This is a genomic window from Nocardiopsis ganjiahuensis DSM 45031 (assembly GCF_000341085.1).
Taxonomy (GTDB): Bacteria; Actinomycetota; Actinomycetes; order Streptosporangiales; family Streptosporangiaceae; genus Nocardiopsis; species Nocardiopsis ganjiahuensis.
The window spans coordinates 779,243-798,363 of sequence record NZ_ANBA01000009.1 but is presented as its reverse complement, the minus strand read 5'-3'; the positions used below and the strand labels follow the sequence as shown (position 1 = coordinate 798,363).

The following is a 19,121-nucleotide window of genomic DNA, read 5'->3' as shown; positions in this document are numbered from 1 at the left end:
TCGACTAGAGTTGTCCCCATGGGTCCACGACTTGCCGACATCGCGCGGCACGCAGGCGTCAGCGAGGCGACCGTCTCGCGGGTGCTCAATGACAAACCCGGCGTCGGCAGCGACACCCGCAAGGCCGTCCTGACCGCGCTCGACGTACTCGGATACGAGCGACCCGCCCGGCTGCGGCAGCGCTCCGCCGGCCTGGTCGGCATGGTCATCCCCGAACTGGAGAACCCGGTCTTCCCGATGTTCGCCCAGGCGGCGGAGGGGGCCCTGGCCCAGCGCGGGTACACACCGGTGCTGTGCACACAGACCCCGGGCGGGATATCCGAGGACGAGTACGTGGAGCTGCTCCTGGAGCGCAACGTCTCCGGAATCCTCTTCGTCTCCGGCAAGCACGCCGACACCACGGCCTCACACGAGCGCTACCAGGCCCTGGTCTCCCGCCGCCTGCCGATCGTGCTCGTCAACGGCTACACCGAGTCCATCCCGGCGGCGTTCATCTCCGCCGACGACCGCGAGGCCGGACGCCTGGCCGTCAACCACCTGGTCGCCCTCGGCCACACCCGCATCGGCTTCACCAGCGGCCCCGAACGCTACGTCCCGGTCCGCCGCAAACTGGAGGGCTTCCACCAGGCCCTGGACGAGCACGGACTCGACGGGGACGGCCTCGTCGAACTCTCCCTGTTCGGAGTGGAGGGCGGGCACGCCGCCGCGAGCCGCCTCATCGAACGCGGCGTCACCGCCATGGTCTGCGGCTCCGACATCATGGCGCTCGGGGCCATCCGCGCCGCCCGCCAGCGCGGCCTGCGCGTCCCCCAGGACTTCTCCGTGGTCGGTTACGACGACTCCCAGCTCATCGCCTTCACCGACCCGCCCCTGACCACCGTGCGCCAGCCCGTCAACGCGATGGCCATGGCCGCCGTGCGCGCCCTGTGCGACGAGATCGCCGGACACCCCGTCTCGCACGCCGAATACGTCTTCGACCCCGAACTGGTCGTACGCCGCTCCACCGCCGCGGCCCCGGCCGCCGCGGCCGGGCCGGTCACCCCCGAACCCCACCTGGACACCCCCGCCCCGCAGCGCCGCGCACCCCAGAACGCCACCCCCGGAGTCTGACCCCCGCACACTCCGACCCCCACACACCCCGACCCCCGCACGGCGCCCCGAAGGCGTCACCCCGAAGACAGCGCGTCCTCAGGGCACGCGCCGCCCCCGGCGGGGCCGCGACCCGTCGGCGGTGACCGTGGCGCGGGTCTTCGAGCGTCCGGACCCGCACAGGGAGCAAGGCCGTCTCCGGGGCAGGCCCCACCGTGTCGATGGCCACACCCCGGCCCCGGACCCCGCTGCGGACCCCGGTGGGACCGGTCCGCGCGTCGTCCTCCGTGCCAGGGCACGCCGTCGGGTCGGCGACACTGGAGACATGCCATCCGTAGCCCTCGACGGCGAACCCGTGCCCCGGACCGGGGAACTTCCCGAACCCTCGCTCGCCCAGCTCGGGGAGCGCCCGCTCGGGTTCTACGTCCACGTGCCCTTCTGCGTCACCCGCTGCGGCTACTGCGACTTCAACACCTACACCGCTGACGAACTCGTCTCCCGGGACGGCACCGCCACGGCCTCCCGCGAGACCTACGCGGGCCAGGCCGCGGCCGAGGTCGAACTGGCCGACCGGGTCCTGAGCGCGGACCGCCCACCGGTGAGCACCGTCTTCGTCGGCGGCGGCACGCCCACGCTCCTGTCGCCCGAGGACCTCGGGCGGGTCCTCGGTGAGATCCGCGACCGCTTCGGGCTCACCCCGGACGCCGAGATCACCACCGAGGCCAACCCCGAGACGGTCGACCCCGACTACCTCGCCCGCCTGCGCGCGGCCGGGTTCACCCGCGTGTCCTTCGGCATGCAGAGCGCCCAGCCCCACGTGCTCCGCATCCTGGAACGCGGTCACACCCCGGGCCGCCCCGAGCAGTGCGTGGCCTGGGCGCGCGAGGCCGGGTTCGAGCACGTCAACCTCGACCTCATCTACGGCACCCCGGGGGAGAGCGACCAGGACTGGGCGGCCTCCCTCGAGGCCGCGATCGGCGCCGGGCCCGACCACGTCTCCGCCTACTCCCTGATCGTCGAGGACGGCACCCGGCTGGCCGCCCGCGTCCGGCGGGGCGAGCTCACCGAGCCCGACGACGACGCCATGGCCGATCGCTACCTGATGGCCGACGAGGCCCTGGCCGAGGCCGGGTACACCCCCTACGAGGTGTCCAACTGGGCCCGCAGCCCCGAGGGCCGCAGCGCGCACAACATGCTCTACTGGACCGGCGGACACTGGTGGGGCGTGGGGCCGGGCGCGCACAGCCATGTCGGCGGGACCCGCTGGTGGAACGTCAAGCACCCCGCCGCCTACGCCGCCCGCCTGGCCGCGGGGGACAGCCCCGCCCAGGCCCGCGAGGTGCTCACCGGGGCCGAGCGCCGGTTCGAACGCGTCCTGCTCGAACTGCGCGTGGACGGCGGATGCCCGCTGGACCTGCTGGACGCCCCGGGGCTGGCCGCCGCCGAACGCCTGGTCGGCGAGGGGCTCCTGGACGCGCGGGCGCACGCCGAGGGGCGCGCGGCGCTGACCCGGCGGGGACGGCTGCTCGCCGACGCGGTGGTCCGCGACCTCACCTGAAGGGCCCCGGGGCGGCCTGGAGCCGTTCCCCTGCTCGGGTGCACACGCACAGCGCCCGGGGCACAGTGACAGCGGACACGACAAGGGGCCCGGCGCGATGCCGGGCCCCGCGGTGTCCTGCCGTGTCCGGTGTTACTTGACCCAGCTGACGTTGAACGGGTAGCGGTACCACTCTCCCTTGTTGGCCGCCATGCCGCCCATGATCCCGAAGACGATCGCGCACACCCAGATGACCAGCTGCAGCACGGCTCCGATGACGATGATGTACAGCACGAACGAAACCAGGTAGCCGATCAGCAGCAGGAGCTGGAAGTTCAGCGCCTGCGCGGCCTGGTCGCGGATGAACGGCGACTCGTCCTTCTTGATCAGGTACATGATCAGCGGACCGAGGAATCCGGTCAGGATGCCGAGCAGGTGGGTGATCAGGCCCATCGTGCGCTCGTCCTGGTTCGGCTGGCCGGTGACGGCGGAGGAGTCGCCGAAGCCGCCCGGGCCGCCCTGCGGGTAGTTGCCGTACTGGCCGGGGTGGGCGCCGGGAGGCGGCGGGTAACCACCGGGCTGCTGCGGCTGCCCGTAGTCGTGGGGTGCCTGGTAGCCACCGGTCTGGGGGGAACCGGGCGGCGGGTATCCACCGGGCTGCTGGCCGCCGGGGGGCGGCGGGTAACCGCCGGGCTGCTGCGGGTGGCCGGGGGGCGGGTAGCCGCCGGAGTCACCCTGGCCGGGCTGCTGCCCGCCCTGGCCGTAAGGGTCGTTCGGGTTCGGGGTGTTCGGGTAGGACATGGCGGTTCCTCGATGAATGGAAGGAAACTGCTACTTCAGGAGTCGGATGCTCACGGGGTAGCGGTACCAGGCTCCCTTGTTCGCTCCTGATGCTCCTAGGACGCCGAAGACGATGGAAACGATCCATACGAGGGCGATCAGCAGGTAACCGATCCAGGACAGGGTGGGAAAGAAGATACCCAGGCCGAAGAAGGCGACACCAGCGAAGACGTACGGGATCAGCAGGGTGATCTGGAAGTTCGCCGCCTCGGAGGCGTGGTGGCGGACGAACGGTGACTGGTTGCGCTTGGCGAAGTAGATCGCCAGCGGCGGGATCCAGCCGAAGCAGGCGATGACGAATCCGGACAGGTGGGCCAGCATCGCGACCAGGATGTCGTTGCCGCCGTCCGGGGCCTGGGACCGGGGCTGCGCCTGGCCGGGCTGGGCCTGCCCGAAGGCTCCGGGCTGCCCGTAGGGCTGTGCCTGGCCGGGCTGCTGGGGTTGGCCGTACTGCGGCTGCCCGTAGCCGGGCTGCGCACCGCTCTGCTGTCCGTAGGGCGGCTGCTGGGCACCCGAGGGCGGGCCCCAACCGGGCTGGCCGCTGCCGGGCTGTCCGTAGGGCGGCTGCGGCGGCTGCCCCTGTTGCGGAGGCTGTGCCTGCGGCTGCCCCTGCTGCGGCTGGCCGTAGCCGGGCTGTGCGCCGCCGGGCTGCCCGTAGGGCTGTGCCTGGCCGGGCTGCTGGGGTTGGCCGTACTGCGGCTGCCCGTAGCCGGGCTGTGCGCCGCCGGGCTGCCCGTAGGGCTGTGCCTGGCCGGGCTGCTGGGGTTGGCCGTACTGCGGCTGCCCGTAGCCGGGCTGGGCACCGCTCTGCTGTCCGTAGGACGGCGGCTGCCCCTGCTGCGGAGGCTGTGCCTGCGGCTGCTGTTGCGGCTGGCCGTAGCCGGGCTGTGCGCCGCTGGGCTGACCGTACTGCGGCTGTGCCTGGCCGGGCTGCTGGGGCTGCTCGTATCCCGGTTGCGGCTGCCCGTACTCCTGGCCCTGCGGCTGGGGCTGGGCGGGGTGCTGCGGCTGCGCCTGCTGCTCCGGCCGGCCCTGCTCCCGGTCTTCCTGCTGCCCCTGCTGAGAGGGGTCCTGCGGCGGTTGCTGCTGTCCCTGCGCGTCGTCCGGCGACGCGGGATTGGGCGGGGTCTCGCTCATGCTCTTCCTTGGCTCCGCTGTTGAGGGCGTGTGCTGTGCTGCCCGAACCGGTCGGGCTGTACCGACGACCGCGGAGGGCCGGAGGCTGTGTGGTGTCCGGTGCGGTGTCCTCCGGTAGGGGGACCTCGGGGACCCGGGGCCCGTCAGACGACGTCCTGGGGCAATCCTAGTGTTCCGTGATTTCGGTACTCCGTGCTGTCAGTGACCCGGGGGGTGCGGGCCGGTGACGAAGTCGATGAGCTCCTCGACCCGCCCCAGCAGCGAGGGTTCGAGATCGCCGTAGCCGCGGACCGAGCCCAGGATGCGGCGCCAGGCCTCACCCGTCTCCATCCGCCAGCCCAGGGCGTCCACGACACCCTCCTTCCAGGGCAGGCCGCGCGGGACCTCGGGCCAGGCCCGGATGCCCACCGCGCCCGGCCGGACCGCCTGCCAGACGTCCACGTAGGGGTGGCCGACCACGAGCACGTCCGAACCCCGGACCCGCTCCGCGATCCTGCTCTCCTTGGACCCCGGCACCAGGTGGTCCACCAGGACCCCCAGACGGCGTCCCGGGCCGGGGGAGAACTCCTCCACCACCGAGGGAAGGTCGTCGACCCCCTCCAGGAACTCGACGGCCACCCCCTCGACACGCAGGTCGTGGCCCCAGACCTTCTCCACCAGCTCGGCGTCGTGGGCGCCCTCCACGTAGATCCGGCTCTCCCGGGCCGTGCGCGCCCGCGCGTCGGTCACCGCGATCGAACCCGAGGCGCTGCGCAGGGGACCCCTGGGCGCGGCGGCCGGACGCACCAGCGTCACCGGCTCCCCGTCCACCAGGAAGGCGGCCGGACCGAGCTCGAACACCCTGCGGCGGCCGTCCCGGTCCTCCAGGGTCACCGCGGCCTTGTCCCAGGACACCACGGCACCGCAGAACGTCTCGTCGGCGTCCTCGACGACCAGGTCACGACTGAGGGGTATCTCGCGTACCGCGCCCTTCCGGGGCCGCCGCCAGTCTCCTGCCAGAACGTCGCGGCCGTAACGGCCGGTTCCCTTGGTAACCACGGTGGTGCAGTCTACTGGTGACCGGACCCGAACACCCGTCTCCGGGTGGCGCACGTCGCCGAACCGCCGGGAGGGTCCAGGGAAGAAGCGCACCCCGCGGTCGTGTTACTACTTGCGGGTAGCCGTGCCGGTTTGCAGCCGGGCATAGAATTAGCACTGAGGACCTTGGAGTGCCAGGAGGTGGCGAGTTGCTGGATGAGCGCAAGCTCGCGGTCCTGCGTGCCGTCGTCGAGGACTTCGTCAACACCAACGAACCCGTGGGTTCCCGGGCGCTGGCGGACCGACACCCCCTCGGGGTCTCCCCGGCGACCATTCGCAACGACATGGTCGCCCTGGAGGAGGACGGGTACATTCACCAACCGCACACCAGTGCGGGACGGGTGCCCACCGACAAGGGGTACCGGCTCTTCGTCGACCGGCTCTCCTCGGTCAAACCGCTCTCCGCGGCCGAACGGCGCGCCATCGAGTCCTTCCTCGGCGGTGCCGTGGACCTCGACGAGATCGTCGCCCGTACGGTGCGGCTGCTCTCGCAGCTCACCCGCCAGGTCGCGATCGTCCAGTACCCGTCGCTGACCCGCTCGTCGGTGCAGCACGTGGAACTGGTGCCGCTCGGCGGCCAGCGCATCATGATGGTGGTCATCACCAACACCGGCCGGGTCGAACAGCGCGTCATCGACGGGCTGGGCTCTGTCGACGAGAAGGTCGTCGACGACCTGCGCACCATGCTCAACCGCGCCATCTCCGGGAAACACCTCGGCGAGGTTCCGGACGCGGTGGAGGACCTGCCCGCTCAGGTCGCGCCGGAGGACCGCCCGGTCGCGATCGCGGTCCTCTCGGTTCTGCTGGAGAGCCTGGTCGAGCGGCGCGAGGAGAAGATCGTCCTGGCGGGCACCGCCAACCTCGCAGCCGTCGACTTCGCAGCCAGCCTGCGTGACGTGCTCGAAGCACTGGAAGAGAACATGGTCCTCATCCGTTTGCTCGGTGAGGCGAAGGACCCCTCGATGCTCACCGTGCGCATCGGCGCGGAGAACTTCCACGAGGGCCTTCGGTCCACTTCCATCGTGTCGGCCGACTACGGTGTGGGAAACCAGTCGCTGGCCAAGATCGGTGTGGTGGGACCCACCCGTATGGACTACCCAGGGACAATGGGCGCCGTCCGTGCGGTGGCTCGGTATGTCGGACAGATTTTGGCAGGACAGTAACTCAGTGGCCAGAGACTATTACCAGGTTCTCGGGGTGCGTCGCGACGCGTCCAAGGACGAGATCAAAAAGGCGTACCGGCGGCTCGCGCGCGAGCTCCACCCGGACATCAACCCTGACCCCGCGACCCAGGAGCGCTTCAAGGAAGTGACCCAGGCCTACGAGGTCCTCTCCGACGAGAGCAAGCGTCGGATGTTCGACATGGGTCAGGACCCCTTCGCCCCCGGTGGCGGCGGTGGCGGTGCCGGAGGGTTCGGCAACGCGGGCGGGTTCGCCTTCGACGACATCATGAACGCCTTCTTCGGCGGAGGTCAGCCCGGCGGCCGCGGCCCCCGGGAACGGGTCCGGCGCGGACGCAGCATCAAGATCCGCATCGAGCTCGACCTCGTCGAGACCGCGTTCGGGGTCAGCAAGGAGATCACCTTCCCGACCGCGATCCTGTGCGAGACCTGCCAGGGCGAGGGCACGGCGGCCGGTTCGCACCGGACCACCTGCGAGATGTGCCACGGCCAGGGTGAGGTCTCCCAGGTCACGCGCTCCTTCCTCGGCCAGGTCATGACCTCGCGCCCCTGCCCGCAGTGCTCGGGCCAGGGGTCGGTCATCACCAACCCCTGCGGTGACTGCGCGGGCGAGGGCCGGGTGCGGGAGAAGGTCACCCGTACCGTCAAGATCCCCGCGGGCGTCGACGACGGCACCCGCATCCAGCTTGCGGGCGAGGGCGAGGTCGGCCCCAACGGCGGACCGCGCGGCGACATCATCCTCGAGGTCGTCCAGAAGGCCCACCCGACCTTCGAGCGCCGCGGCGACGACCTGCACTGCACCATCACCGTCCCCATGACGGCGGCGGCGCTGGGCGCCTCCTTCGCCTTCGACACCCTCGACGGCACGGAGAACATCGACCTGCGTCCGGGCACCAACTCGGGCCATGTCATCACTCTGCCGGGCAAGGGCGTCACCCACCTCGACGGCGGCGGCCGGGGCGACCTGCGCATCCGCGTGGACGTGGAGACCCCGAACAAGCTGGACGAGGAGCAGGAGGCCCTGCTGCGCAAGTTCGCCGAGCTGCGCGGTGAGGACCAGAACCCGGGCCGCTTCAGCCCGGGGCACGGCGGTTTCTTCTCCAAGATCCGCGACGCCTTCGGCGCCAAGTGACCCCGCCGGTCTTCCTCGTCGGAACCGCCGCCCTCGCGGGCGACCGGGTCCGACTGGACGGCCCCGAGGGTCGCCACGCCGTGGCGGTCCGACGCATCCGCGAGGGCGAGGCCGTCGACCTGTCCGACGGCCTCGGCCTGCGCGTGCGCTGCGAGGTGGTCGAGGTCGTCGGCAAGGACACCCTCGTGTGCCGCGTGGTGGAACGCCGGACCGAACCCGAGCCGACGCCCCGGATCACCGTGGTGCAGGCCCTGCCCAAACGGGACCGGGGTGAGCTCGCGGTCGAGATGATGACCGAGGCCGGGGTCGACGCCGTCGTCCCCTGGGCCGCCGAGCGCTGCGTCACGCAGTGGAAGGGCGACCGGGGGGCCAAGGCCCTGGACAAGTGGCGTTCGAGCGCCCGGGAGGCCGCCAAGCAGGCCCGCCGGGCCCGGATGCCCGAGGTCGCCGAGCCGCTGGACCGCAAGGGGGTGGCCGACCTGCTCGCCGAGGCGGACCTGGCCGTGGTCCTGCACGAGGAGGGGGCCCGGCGGCTGTCCGAGCTGCCCCTGCCGGAGCAGGCCGGCGGATCGGGGATCGTCCTGGTGGTCGGCCCCGAGGGCGGGATCTCCGACGCCGAGCTCGCCGCCTTCGACGAGGCCGGAGCGGTCCGGTCCCTGCTGGGGCCGTCGGTCCTGCGCACCTCCACCGCCGGGGTGGCCGCCCTGTCGGTACTCCAGGCCCGGACCGGGCGCTGGTGATCCGGTAGCGGCCCGGGCCGGAAAGCGCCCAGGACAGTGAGCTCGGGTCAGGGCCGGGCCCCGGCGGGTGCCCGCCCGGAAGCACGGCGGTGCGCGGACGACAGCAGCGCGCGAACACAGGAAGGGCCCGTGGGGGAGATCCCACGGGCCCTTCCTGTCGGTGCCTGGTGACGGTTCTGCCCGCCGTCGGAGGAACGGGTCAGTTCGCGCTGCTGCTGTTCTCCTCGGCGCTGTTGTTCCCGGAACCGCCGCTGCCGCCCGAACCACCGCCGCCCGAGCCGCTCCCGCCCGAACCGCTGCCGGGCTCGTCCTCGCCGTCGTCCGGGCCGGGTTCGCCGCCGTTCCCGGGGGTGGTGGGCTCGTCGGTGGGCTCGTCCGCGGGCTCGTCGGCGGGATCGCAGTCCGGGTTGTCGGAGTCCCGTTCCTGGTTCTTGCTCTTGTCCTTCTTGTCCTCGTCGCCGGAGCCCTCGTTCGCCGTCGGGGCGGCGTCGTCCCCGGGCGGGCACGAGGAGGTGGACTCGAGGCCCTCCCCCTCGGCGGCGGAGGGGTCGTCCTCGGGCCTGGGGCTGTCCTCGGGGTCGTGCCCCGGCTCCTCCTCCGGCTTGCTGGTGCCGTCGGCGGAGTCCTTCGTGGGTTCGGGGGCCGCGACGTTGCTGTCGCCCTCGTCGTGCGCCTCGGGCGGGGAGCCCTCGCGGTCGGCGCCGGCCGGGACGATCTCCAGGACCTGGTCACGTACCTGGGGGCTCGACATGATCACCGAGGCGACGATCAGGACGGCCGCCGCCACTGCTGTCACGGGACGCAGCCACGGCAGCCCGAACCATGCCGAGCCCCGTTGGTGCTCGGTGCGTTCACGGATGAGGTTGAGACCCTCGGCCGAGGGGGAGACCTCGTCCGCCTCGGCTCGGAGTATCCGACGGAGCTGGTCCTCGAACTCCAGCTCGTTCCGGTCGTTGGGGGTGCTCATGACGTCTGCTCCAGTACAGAGCGCAGGGCGGAGATGCCACGCGAGGTGTGGCTCTTGACCGCGCCTCGGCTGATGCCCATGGCATCCGCGATCTGTGCCTCGGACAGGTCGCCGTAGTACCGGAGCACGATGGCCTCTCGCTGACGGGTGGGTAGCTTACGCAGGGCCGTGATCACTGCCTCACGTTCCAGAAGGTTCATGGCGCCGTGCTCGGCACTGGGTGCGTCGGGCAGGGCCTTCGGCGCGTGCTTCTCCACGACGGCCCTGTGGCGCAACACCGACCTGGCCTTGTTCACCACCGCCTGGCGGAGGTAGGAGAGAGCCTTGTTCGGGTCCCTGAGACGACGCCAGGCGCCGTGCATGGCCACGAAGGCGTCCTGGACGACTTCCTCCGCGGTCGCGTGGTCCCGGACAAGCAGGGCAGCGAGCCGAACGAGCGGACGGTAGTGCTCTCGGTAGAGCTCCGTCACGGCGTGGTCAGCGTCCCACTCGACCGAGAGCGGCGCCGTGGTGGCACCTGCCACCAAGGTTTCTGTCGTCACATCAGTTCGACGCACACCCTTGTCGCGGGGTTTACGAAAGGGCATACCTCTTCTTTTCCAAGTAGACGTGCGTTTCAATCCGAACACGCCGGATGGGGCCAAACGGCGGACGTGCCGACAACCTGACGCGCACGGACGCAAAGACTACCGCGCCGGGAGCCGCCACCGGCGGCGAACGTCGATCGGAACGGTTGCGGAAAGGTTGAGGGTTCATCTCCTCCCGGCCCCGGAACCTGCGGCATCATGGTCCCCGGACATGCCCGAGAAGCGGCGCCGCCGAGCCCGAGAAGCGGTGCGGCGCGGCCCGCGCGACGGAAGGTGAGCGATGGTCGACCCCGACTGCCTTTTCTGCAAGATCGTGAAGGGGGAGGTGCCCGCGGAGATCGTCCGCGAGGGGGAGCGCACGGTCGCCTTCCGCGACATCAACCCCCAGGCGCCCACCCACGTCCTGGTCATCCCGCGTGAACACCACGCCGACGCCGCGGCCGCGGCGGCCACCGACAGCGGGCTGCTGGACGCCGTGGTCCGGGAGGCCCACGAGGTGGCCAAGGCCGAGGGGGTGGCCGACACCGGCTACCGGACGGTCTTCAACACCGGGGCCGGGGCCGGACAGACCGTCTTCCACCTCCACGCGCACGTGCTCGGCGGCCGCGGTCTGAGCTGGCCCCCCGGGTAGACGGGAGCCTGAACGCGTCGGCGGGACCCGGAGGACGCCGAATAACCCATCGAGTCCGCCGGGTCCCCGTTGGTAGACTCGGGGCGGGCCCCACCGGCCACTTCGGTTGTCCCACACACCCGTGGTGACCGTGAACGACATTGTCGGGCACGGTGTGCGGCCCGTCCGCGAGGAACTCCGGGAACCGACCCCGGGGACCGTGACCGAAGGGTAGGGACAGCGGCCGCAAGGCCTCACCATGGCCGAGTCAACTCACACGCACCCGGACCGGGACACCCAGGTCAAGGTCGTGGTGCCGGACGAACACACGATGATCAGCCTGCTGGGTTCGGGGGACGAGCTCCTCCGGGCGCTGGAGCGGTCCTTCAGGAGCGACATCCACGTCCGAGGCAACGAGTTCACGATCAGCGGTACCCCCGAGGAGACGGCCGTGGTGGTCCGCCTCGTGGAGGAGCTGATCGAGCTCGCCAAGAGCGGAACCCACGTCACCCCCGACACCATCGAGCGCATGATCCACATGCTGCGCTCCCCGGGCAAAGAGCGCCCCGCGGACGTGCTGACGACCAACATCCTGTCCAACCGGGGCAAGACCATCCGCCCCAAGACGCTGAACCAGAAGCGCTACGTCGACACCATCGACCAGCGCACCGTGGTCTTCGGCATCGGCCCGGCGGGCACCGGCAAGACCTACCTGGCGATGGCCAAGGCGGTCAAGGCCCTCCAGGACAAGGAAGTCAACCGGATCATCCTCACCCGCCCCGCGGTCGAGGCCGGTGAGCGCCTGGGCTTCCTGCCCGGCACCCTCTACGACAAGATCGACCCCTACCTGCGCCCGCTCTACGACGCCCTGCACGACATGCTCGACCCGGACTCCATCCCCAAGCTGATGGCCGCCGGAACCATCGAGGTCGCACCCCTGGCGTACATGCGCGGTCGGGCTCAACCACTGCACACCAAGGTCCTGACCCCGGAGGGCTTTCGGCCGATCGGTGAGCTCGGGATCGGCGACCTGGTGGTCGGCTCCGAGGGGAAGCCGACCCCGGTGATCGGGGTGTATCCGCAGGGAGAGAAGGCGGTCTACCGGTTCTCCTCCCAGGACGGCGCCTCGACGCTGTGCTCCGAGGACCACCTGTGGACCGTTCGGACCAGGGACGACGCCCGCCGGGGCAAACCGCCCCGGGTGCTCACCGCCAAGGAGATCGCCGAGAGCGGTCTGCGCAGCTCCCACTACCGCAAGTACGAGCTCCCGCTGCTCAGCGAGCCCGTGGCCTTCCCCGAGCGGGAGGTTCCCATGGACGCGTACGCCCTGGGGCTGCTTCTGGGGGACGGCTGTCCGACCGGCTCGACCACGCCGAGCTTCGCCACCGAGGACCCGGAGCTGGCCGAGGCGCTCGACGAACTGCTGCCGGGCGTTCGCGTTCGGCGCAGGTCCGGCGCGGACTACGTACTCAACCGGGAGAGCCGGCCCGGCGACGTGATCACCATCGCCGACCCGGTGACGGCGATCCTGCGCGACCTGGGCCTGTGCGGTGCCACCTCCGGGACGAAATTCGTTCCGGACGACTACCTGTACAACACGGCCGAGATTCGGCTGGCGCTCCTCCAAGGGCTCCTGGACTCCGACGGCGGCCCGGTCACACAGTCGGGCCGTGCCTGCCGCGTCCAGTACGGCACGGCGTCCCCGAAGCTGCGCGACGCGGTGACCTTCCTGGTCCAGTCGCTCGGCGGCGTGGTCTACGGCCGCAGCCGCCCCGCCGAAGGGCGCTCGCCGGATCTGGCCAGGGGGCGCAGAGTCTTCCACCGCCAGGACGCGTACGTCCTCGACCTGCGTCTGCCCGAGGGCGTTCAGCCCTTCCGGCTCCAGCGCAAGCGCGACAAGTACGATGCCACCGGCGGCGGACGCCCCATGCGCTTCGTCGACTCGATCGAACCCGCCGGGAGCGAGGAGTGTGTGTGCATCCAGGTGGCGGCGGAGGACTCCCTTTACGTCACCGAGGACTTCCTGCTCACGCACAACACGCTCAACGACTCCTTCATCATTCTGGACGAGGCGCAGAACACCTCGCCGGAGCAGATGAAGATGTTCCTGACCCGGCTCGGGTTCGGATCGAAGATCGTGGTCACCGGCGACGTCACCCAGGTGGACCTGCCCGGCGGGCAGACCAGCGGGCTCCGGACGATCGAGAACATTCTGCGTGATATCGACGACATCGCCTTCTGCCGACTGACCAGTGAGGACGTCGTCCGGCACAAGCTGGTGGGCCAGATCGTCGACGCCTACGGGCGTCACGACGCCGCTCAGGGGAACCGGGGCGACGGGGACCGCGGCCGGCCGACCCCTCGCGGGGGGCGGCGCCGGGGCGGAGACACTCCGAAGGATGACGGTGGCGGCGCCGAGGGCCCCGAACACCGGGCAGACTGAGGAGAAGTACGCAGTGACACCGGCCGGTGGGTCCGCCTCGTGCGGGCCCACCGCTGTCGGTACGGCGCTTTCCCGCCGGGTCCTCCCCGCGGGAGCGGGCGCCGGGCGGAGGGACACCGCCGACCACCACACCGAATCCAAGTGAGGCAGCCGCAACCGATGAGTATCGACGTCGCCAACGAGTCCGGCGTCACCACCGTGGACGAGGAGCGACTCTCCCGTCTGGCCCGGCACGTGCTCGACGCCATGCGGGTGCACCCGTTGGCCGAGCTGTCCGTCGTGCTGGTGGACGAAGGACCCATGACCGACCTCCACGTGCGCTGGATGGACGAGCCCGGCCCCACCGACGTGCTCTCGTTCCCCATGGACGAGCTGCGCCCCGGCGGCCCCGGCCGCACCAGCGACCCGGGTGTGCTCGGTGACGTGATCATCTGCCCGCAGGTGGCCGAGCGCCAGGGCGAGACCGCCGGCCACGGCACCCAGGCCGAGATCGACCTGCTGTGCACGCACGGCATCCTGCACCTGCTCGGCTACGACCACGCCGAGCCCGAGGAGCACAAGGAGATGTTCGGTCTCCAGGGTGAGATCCTCGCCGCCTGGCGCGAGCGCGAGGCCGCCGCCGAGGAGACGACCGAAGGGGACGAGAGCGCCCGATGAGCGCGTCGCTCTGGCCGGACCTGGCTCCGCTGACCACGGGTGATCCCGTGGAGTGGGCGGCGGCCTTCCTGGTCGCTCTGCTGCTGACCGCGGCAGCCGGGTTCCTGGTGGCGGCGGAGGTCGCCGTCACCCGCGTCATGTCCCTGGGCATGGAGGCCGCCCACGGCGAGCGCGCCGCCAAGTCGCGCTCCGCCTGGGACCGGGTCGCCGCCGACCCCACCGCGCACCTGAACATACTGCTGTTCCTGCGTGTGGTGTGCGAGGTCTGCGCGGTCCTGGCCGCCGCCGTCGGCATGGTCTTCCTGATGGGAGCGGGCTGGCCCGCCCTGGTGCTGACCGCCGTGGCGATGATCGTGGTGGAGTGCGTGCTGATCGCCGTCACCCCGCGTATCCTCGGCCGCCAGTTCGCCCGTCCGATCGCGAGGGCCAGCGCCACGGTCGTCTACCCGCTCCAGGTGGTGCTGGGCCCGCCGGCCCGGCTCCTCGTGGGAGCGGGCCGCGCGCTCACCCCGCGGGGCAAGGGCGACCGGGACGGTCCCTTCAGCACCGAGGTGGAGCTGCGCCAGCTGGTGGACCTCGCCGAGCAGGGGGAGGTCATCGACCCCGAGGAGCGCGAGATGATCCACTCGGTGTTCAAGCTCGACGACACCTCCGTGCGCGAGGTGATGGTGCCGCGGCCCGACATCGTCTTCACGAGCCGGGACGCCGACGCCGACGCGGTCCTCACGCTCGCCATGGGCAGCGGGTACTCGCGTATCCCGGTGACCGGCGAGGACGAGGACGACGTGGTCGGCATCGTCTACCTCAAGGACCTGGTGGAGCGGCTGCGCGACCGCTGGGCGGCGACGGCGGGCGGCGCGGAGGACGTGCCCCTGACCGCCGGTGACGTGATGCGCAGCGCCACCTACGTGCCCGACACCAAGCCCATCGACGAGCTGCTGCGCGAGATGCAGAAGCAGCGCAACCACGTCGCGGTGGCGATCGACGAGTACGGCGGTACCGCCGGCCTGGTCACCCTCGAGGACATCGTGGAGGAGATCGTCGGCGAGATCACCGACGAGTACGACCACGAGATCGCGCCCGTGGACCGGCTGGACGAGGACAGGGTGCGGGTGACCGCGCGCCTGCCGCTGGGCGAGCTCGCCGAACTCTTCCCCGACCGCGACCTCGACGTCTCCGACGTGGAGACCGTGGGCGGTCTGGTGGCGTTCGTGCTGGGCCGGGTCCCCGCGGGCGGCGCCCAGGCGCAATACGCTGGACTCAGGCTCACCCTGGAGGGCAAGAGCAGCCGCCGCAACCGGATGACCACGGTTCTGGTGGAGCGGCTGCCGCTCGAACAGGGCCAGGGCTTCGACCAACACGTAAGGAGCACGGACCAGTGACGGACACGACGGGACTCGGCCCCGAGGACGGCAAGCTCATCACGCTCGCGCGGGCCTCCCGGGCTCGGAACGCGGCAGCCGAGGGCGCCGCGGTGCGCGACGAGACCGGGCGCACGTACGTGGCCACCACGGTGTCGCTGCCCTCCCTGCGCCTCACCGCTCTCCAGGCCGCGGTGGCCGCGGCGGCGTCCAGCGAGGCCTCCGCACTGGAGGCCGCGGTGGTCGTCACCGAGGCCAAGGAGCTGACCGAGGACGACCGCGCGGTGGCGGACGACCTGAAGACCCAGGTGGTGGTGATCGCGGCCCCTGACGGGGTGCCCGCGAGCATCACCCGGCGTTAAAGAAGGACCCGATGAACGACCTCGACCTCGAGAAGCTCCGTGTACCTCTGGAGTTGCCCTCCTACCCGGAGGGTTTCCGGAGCGGTTTCGCGTGCTTCGTGGGCCGCCCGAACGTGGGCAAGTCCACTCTGATGAACGCGCTGGTCGGGCAGAAGGTGGCGATCACCAGCAACCGGCCCCAGACCACCCGGCGGACGGTGCGCGGCATCGTGCACCGGCCGGAGGCGCAGCTGATCATCGTGGACACGCCCGGTCTGCACAAGCCCCGCACCCTTCTGGGGGAGCGGCTGGACTCGCTGGTGCGGTCCACGTTGGTCGAGGTGGACGTGATCGCGTTCTGTCTGCCGGCCAACGAGCCGATCGGACGCGGTGACACCTACATCGCCAAGGAGCTCGCGGAGCAGACCAACACCCCGGTGGTCGCCCTCGTGACCAAGACCGACCTGGTGGACAAGGGGGCCGTCGGCGAACACCTGATGGCCGTGAACGAGCTGGGCGACTGGGCCGACATCGTCCCGGTGTCCGCGCGCGGGGCCTACCAGTTGGACACCGTCGCCGACGTGCTCTGTTCGCATTTGCCGGAGGGGCCGCCGCTGTACCCGGAGGGCGACCTCACCGACGAACCCGACGAGATGCTCGTGGCCGAGCTGGTCCGCGAGGCCGCCCTGGAGGGGGTCCGGGACGAGCTTCCGCACTCCATCGCGGTGGTCGTGGACGAGATGTACGAGCGGGAGAACACCAAGCCCGGCAAGGAACTGGTGGACATCTACGCGTCGCTGTACGTGGAGCGCCCCAGCCAGAAGGCGATCGTGATCGGCTCCAAGGGCTCGCGTCTGCGCGACGTGGGTTCGCAGGCCCGCAAGCAGATCGAGGGCCTGCTCGGCCGGCGGGTCTTCCTGGACCTGCGGGTACGGGTGGCCAAGGACTGGCAGCGCGACCCCAAGCAGCTGCGCAAGCTGGGCTTCGACCAGCAGACGTAGCGTTCGGGCCGTGTTCCGGAGGTATCTCCGGACCCGGAGCGCGCGGAGGGGGCTGTGACCACATGTGGTCACAGCCCCCTCGCGTGTTCCGCGTGCCGTGTGCTCAGCTCTGGTTGTTGAGGTCGGTGGCCAGGACCCGCGCACACTTCTGCACGATGGGGGCGGCCTGGTCCACGAAGTCCCAGCTCACCCTGGCCTCGGGGCCCGAGACCGACACCGCCATGCCCGAGGGGGCGTCCTTGACCGGCACGGCCACGCAGCGCACGCCGATCTCCTGCTCGCCGTCGTCGATGGCGTACCCGGCCTCGCGGATGCGGTGGAGCTCGGCGAGGAAGGCGTCGGGGTCGGTGATGGTGCGCTCGGTGGCGGCGGGCATGCCGGTGCGGCGCACGGCGGCCAAGGCCTCCTCGTCGCTGAGCTGCGAGAGCAGGGCCTTGCCGACCCCCGCCGAGTGCGGCAGGACCCGGCGGCCGACCTCGGTGAACATGCGCATGGCGTGGGGCGAGGGGACCTGGGCCACGTAGATGACCTTGTCTCCGTCGAGCATCGCGAGGTTGGCGGTCTCGCCGAGGTCCTCCACGAGCTGGGCCAGGTGGGGGCGTGCCCAGGTGCCGAGCATCTGGGCGGCCTTGTCGCCGAGCCCGATCAGGCGCGGGCCCAGGGCGTAGCGGCGGGAGGGCAGTTGGCGCACGTACCCGTTGCCGACCAGGGTGCGGATGATGCGGTGGATGGTGGGCAGAGGCAGGCCCGAGGAGCCGGCGAGCTGGCTCAGGGAGGCCTCGCCGCCGGCCTCGGCCATGATCTCCAGCAGGGCGAAGGCGCGGTCCAGGGACTGCACGCCTCCGGAGCGCCGGGCCGTCTCCTCGGGAGGGCGGGGCTGGTCCGTCGGGGGAATCTCTGAGGCTGACAAGGGTCGTGCTCCCATGCTGAGGGCCGCTGCGGTCACGTTCATCATTCTGCAATACGAAAGGCGGGTTTCGCTCTCCGTTGTGTATCGAAGGTTCCTGGAGTGGATCGTAGGTCCCCTGAGGCCCTTGTTCTTCCGAATCGCAGAAGTTAGTATCCGCATATAGAAATTAGTGACCGGTCTCTCAGAGGCTCTCCGAGAGCCGGCACCAACGACGGAGGAGGACACGACACGTGGCGAGGGACAGCCTTCAGGGCTTGACCGATCTGGTCACCGCACTCGACGCCCGGCTCGCCGAGGCCGACGCGCGACTGGACCGCGAGTACCCCGGGACCAACGGCGGCCGCCAGCCGGTGCACAGTGTCTACGTGCCCGCCGACCGCGTCCGGCCCGGCCTGGCCGCGGCCTGGGGCGAGCAGGCGGTCGCCGCCCTCGACGAGTACGCGCCCGAGGCCGCGGACCTCGCCGGGATCACCGGCCTCAGCGAGGAGGCCGTCGCCGACGCGCTCCCGCTGGTCCGGGCCAAGCTCGTCCGCGAGCCCGTCGAGGACCTGCGCGCCGACTTCGAGGACGGCTACGGGGCACCCGGGGACGAGGCCGAGGACGCCGACGTGCTCGCCACCGCCAACGCGTTCGTCTCGGACCTGAAGCAGGGGACGGCCACCCCCTACTTCGGCATCCGGATGAAGGGCATGGAGGCCGCCGGGCGCCACCGCGGCGTGCGCACCCTCACGCTCTTCCTGCAGACCCTCCTGGAGGGTCACGGTTCGCTGCCGGACAACCTCGTGCTCACCCTGCCCAAGATCACCTCGGTCGAGCAGGTCGAGGCGATGGTGTGGGTCAGCGAGCGGCTCGAGGAGCGCTTCGGCCTGCCCGCCGGGCGCCTGCGGTTCGAGCTCCAGATCGAGACCCCCCAGTCGATCCTGCTCACCGACGGCACGGTCGCGGTGGCCCGCATGATCCAGGCGGGCCAGGGCCGGGTGACCGCCCTGCACTACGGCACCTACGACTACAGCGCCGCCTGCGGGATCACCGCCGCCCACCAGAGCCTGGCCCACCCGGTGGCCGACTTCGCGAAGTCGGTCATGCAGGTGGCCGCGGCCGGTACCGGCGTGTGGCTCTCCGACGGCGGCAGCAACATCCTGCCGACCGGCACCCCGGAGGACGTGCGCTCCGCCTGGAACCTGCACGCGGGCCTGGTCCGCCGGTCCCTGGAGCGCGGCTTCTACCAGGGGTGGGACCTGCACCCGAACCAGCTTCCCATCCGCTACCTGGCCACCTACGCCTTCTACCGCGAGGCCTTCGCCCCGGCCGCCGCGCGACTGAAGGCCTACCTCGGGCAGACCGGCGGCAACGTCATGGACGAGCCCGCCACCGCCCAGGCCCTGGCCTCGGTGCTCGCCAGCGGCCTGCGCTGCGGTGCCCTGGAGGAGACCGAGGTGGTCGGGGCCGCCGGCGCCGATGCGAGTACCATCGTCGCTCTGGCCACCCGCCGTGTCGGACAGGAGCAGTGA

At 71.2% G+C, this 19,121-nt stretch carries 18 protein-coding genes and 2 pseudogenes; 14 read left to right on the top strand and 6 right to left on the bottom strand.

What is annotated here, in order from left to right; translation table 11 throughout:
- The first annotated feature begins 18 nt into the window (after window positions 1-18).
- Together D458_RS0114645 and hemW are read left to right on the top strand one after the other, a co-directional pair.
- A complete protein-coding gene (locus tag D458_RS0114645; RefSeq protein ID WP_017587504.1) occupies window positions 19-1,110 on the top strand; it encodes a LacI family DNA-binding transcriptional regulator in 1,092 nt (363 codons plus the stop codon).
- A 304-nt stretch (window positions 1,111-1,414) separates the two neighbouring features.
- Complete coding sequence (gene hemW / locus D458_RS0114635) at window positions 1,415-2,647, top strand: radical SAM family heme chaperone HemW (protein WP_026119307.1); 1,233 nt, start codon at window positions 1,415-1,417, stop codon at window positions 2,645-2,647.
- Between the two features lie 132 nt (window positions 2,648-2,779).
- On the opposite strand, the gene D458_RS0114630 is transcribed toward hemW, so the two are convergent.
- Complete coding sequence (locus tag D458_RS0114630) at window positions 2,780-3,427, bottom strand: DUF4870 domain-containing protein (protein WP_017587502.1); 648 nt, start codon at window positions 3,425-3,427, stop codon at window positions 2,780-2,782.
- A gap of 30 nt (window positions 3,428-3,457) precedes the next feature.
- Window positions 3,458-3,787: a DUF4870 domain-containing protein gene (locus tag D458_RS0114625; protein ID WP_026119324.1), complete on the bottom strand. Its 330-nt coding sequence runs from the start codon at window positions 3,785-3,787 to the stop codon at window positions 3,458-3,460.
- Between D458_RS0114625 and D458_RS37935 the strand changes: the two genes are divergently transcribed.
- Window positions 3,776-4,627 (top strand): hypothetical protein, encoded by an 852-nt coding sequence (locus tag D458_RS37935; protein WP_160168053.1) that lies wholly within the window; start codon window positions 3,776-3,778, stop codon window positions 4,625-4,627. The genes D458_RS0114625 and D458_RS37935 overlap by 12 nt on opposite strands.
- Before the next feature lie 174 nt (window positions 4,628-4,801).
- Here D458_RS37935 and D458_RS0114615 read toward each other — a convergent pair whose 3' ends face one another.
- Window positions 4,802-5,641: a DUF3097 domain-containing protein gene (locus D458_RS0114615; RefSeq protein ID WP_017587500.1), complete on the bottom strand. Its 840-nt coding sequence runs from the start codon at window positions 5,639-5,641 to the stop codon at window positions 4,802-4,804.
- Window positions 5,642-5,829: 188 nt separating this feature from the next.
- Between D458_RS0114615 and hrcA the strand changes: the two genes are divergently transcribed.
- The 3 genes from hrcA to D458_RS0114600 are packed head-to-tail and all read left to right on the top strand — an operon-like array spanning window position 5,830 to window position 8,733.
- Window positions 5,830-6,843, top strand: coding sequence for a heat-inducible transcriptional repressor HrcA (hrcA, locus tag D458_RS0114610; RefSeq protein ID WP_017587499.1), 1,014 nt, complete (start codon window positions 5,830-5,832; stop codon window positions 6,841-6,843).
- 4 nt (window positions 6,844-6,847) lie between these two features.
- Window positions 6,848-7,993 (top strand): molecular chaperone DnaJ, encoded by a 1,146-nt coding sequence (gene dnaJ / locus D458_RS0114605; protein WP_017587498.1) that lies wholly within the window; start codon window positions 6,848-6,850, stop codon window positions 7,991-7,993.
- Window positions 7,990-8,733: a 16S rRNA (uracil(1498)-N(3))-methyltransferase gene (locus tag D458_RS0114600; protein ID WP_017587497.1), complete on the top strand. Its 744-nt coding sequence runs from the start codon at window positions 7,990-7,992 to the stop codon at window positions 8,731-8,733. The genes dnaJ and D458_RS0114600 overlap by 4 nt, the downstream gene beginning before the upstream one ends.
- A gap of 199 nt (window positions 8,734-8,932) precedes the next feature.
- Here D458_RS0114600 and D458_RS0114595 read toward each other — a convergent pair whose 3' ends face one another.
- Window positions 8,933-9,700 (bottom strand): hypothetical protein, encoded by a 768-nt coding sequence (locus tag D458_RS0114595; RefSeq protein ID WP_026119306.1) that lies wholly within the window; start codon window positions 9,698-9,700, stop codon window positions 8,933-8,935.
- The gene (locus D458_RS0114590) at window positions 9,697-10,227 is read right to left on the bottom strand and encodes a SigE family RNA polymerase sigma factor (protein WP_026119305.1); all 531 of its coding nucleotides are present in this window, start codon (window positions 10,225-10,227) and stop codon (window positions 9,697-9,699) included. Before D458_RS0114590 ends, D458_RS0114595 begins: the two co-directional genes overlap by 4 nt.
- 340 nt (window positions 10,228-10,567) lie before the next feature.
- Here D458_RS0114590 and D458_RS0114585 point away from each other — a divergent pair, with 340 nt between their 5' ends.
- The 7 genes and pseudogenes from D458_RS0114585 (at window position 10,568) to era (ending at window position 16,700) form a co-directional block, all read left to right on the top strand.
- Complete coding sequence (locus D458_RS0114585) at window positions 10,568-10,918, top strand: histidine triad nucleotide-binding protein (RefSeq protein WP_017587495.1); 351 nt, start codon at window positions 10,568-10,570, stop codon at window positions 10,916-10,918.
- Between the two features lie 238 nt (window positions 10,919-11,156).
- Window positions 11,157-11,855 (top strand): annotated as a pseudogene (locus tag D458_RS38095) (PhoH family protein); the annotation flags it as partial.
- 1,080 nt (window positions 11,856-12,935) lie between these two features.
- A pseudogene (locus tag D458_RS38090) lies at window positions 12,936-13,340 on the top strand (PhoH family protein); the annotation flags it as partial.
- A gap of 159 nt (window positions 13,341-13,499) precedes the next feature.
- A complete protein-coding gene (gene ybeY, locus D458_RS0114570; RefSeq protein ID WP_017587493.1) occupies window positions 13,500-13,997 on the top strand; it encodes an rRNA maturation RNase YbeY in 498 nt (165 codons plus the stop codon).
- Window positions 13,994-15,379 (top strand): hemolysin family protein, encoded by a 1,386-nt coding sequence (locus tag D458_RS0114565; RefSeq protein WP_017587492.1) that lies wholly within the window; start codon window positions 13,994-13,996, stop codon window positions 15,377-15,379. The genes ybeY and D458_RS0114565 overlap by 4 nt, the downstream gene beginning before the upstream one ends.
- Window positions 15,376-15,720, top strand: coding sequence for a hypothetical protein (locus D458_RS0114560; RefSeq protein ID WP_017587491.1), 345 nt, complete (start codon window positions 15,376-15,378; stop codon window positions 15,718-15,720). Before D458_RS0114565 ends, D458_RS0114560 begins: the two co-directional genes overlap by 4 nt.
- An 11-nt stretch (window positions 15,721-15,731) precedes the next feature.
- On the top strand, window positions 15,732-16,700 hold the full coding sequence (gene era, locus D458_RS0114555; RefSeq protein ID WP_017587490.1) for a GTPase Era: 969 nt from the start codon (window positions 15,732-15,734) through the stop codon (window positions 16,698-16,700).
- Between the two features lie 103 nt (window positions 16,701-16,803).
- On the opposite strand, the gene D458_RS0114550 is transcribed toward era, so the two are convergent.
- Window positions 16,804-17,538, bottom strand: coding sequence for an IclR family transcriptional regulator (locus D458_RS0114550; protein WP_017587489.1), 735 nt, complete (start codon window positions 17,536-17,538; stop codon window positions 16,804-16,806).
- 302 nt (window positions 17,539-17,840) lie between these two features.
- Here D458_RS0114550 and D458_RS0114545 point away from each other — a divergent pair, with 302 nt between their 5' ends.
- Window positions 17,841-19,121, top strand: a complete 1,281-nt coding sequence (locus tag D458_RS0114545; RefSeq protein ID WP_026119304.1) for a DUF6986 family protein — start codon at window positions 17,841-17,843, stop codon at window positions 19,119-19,121.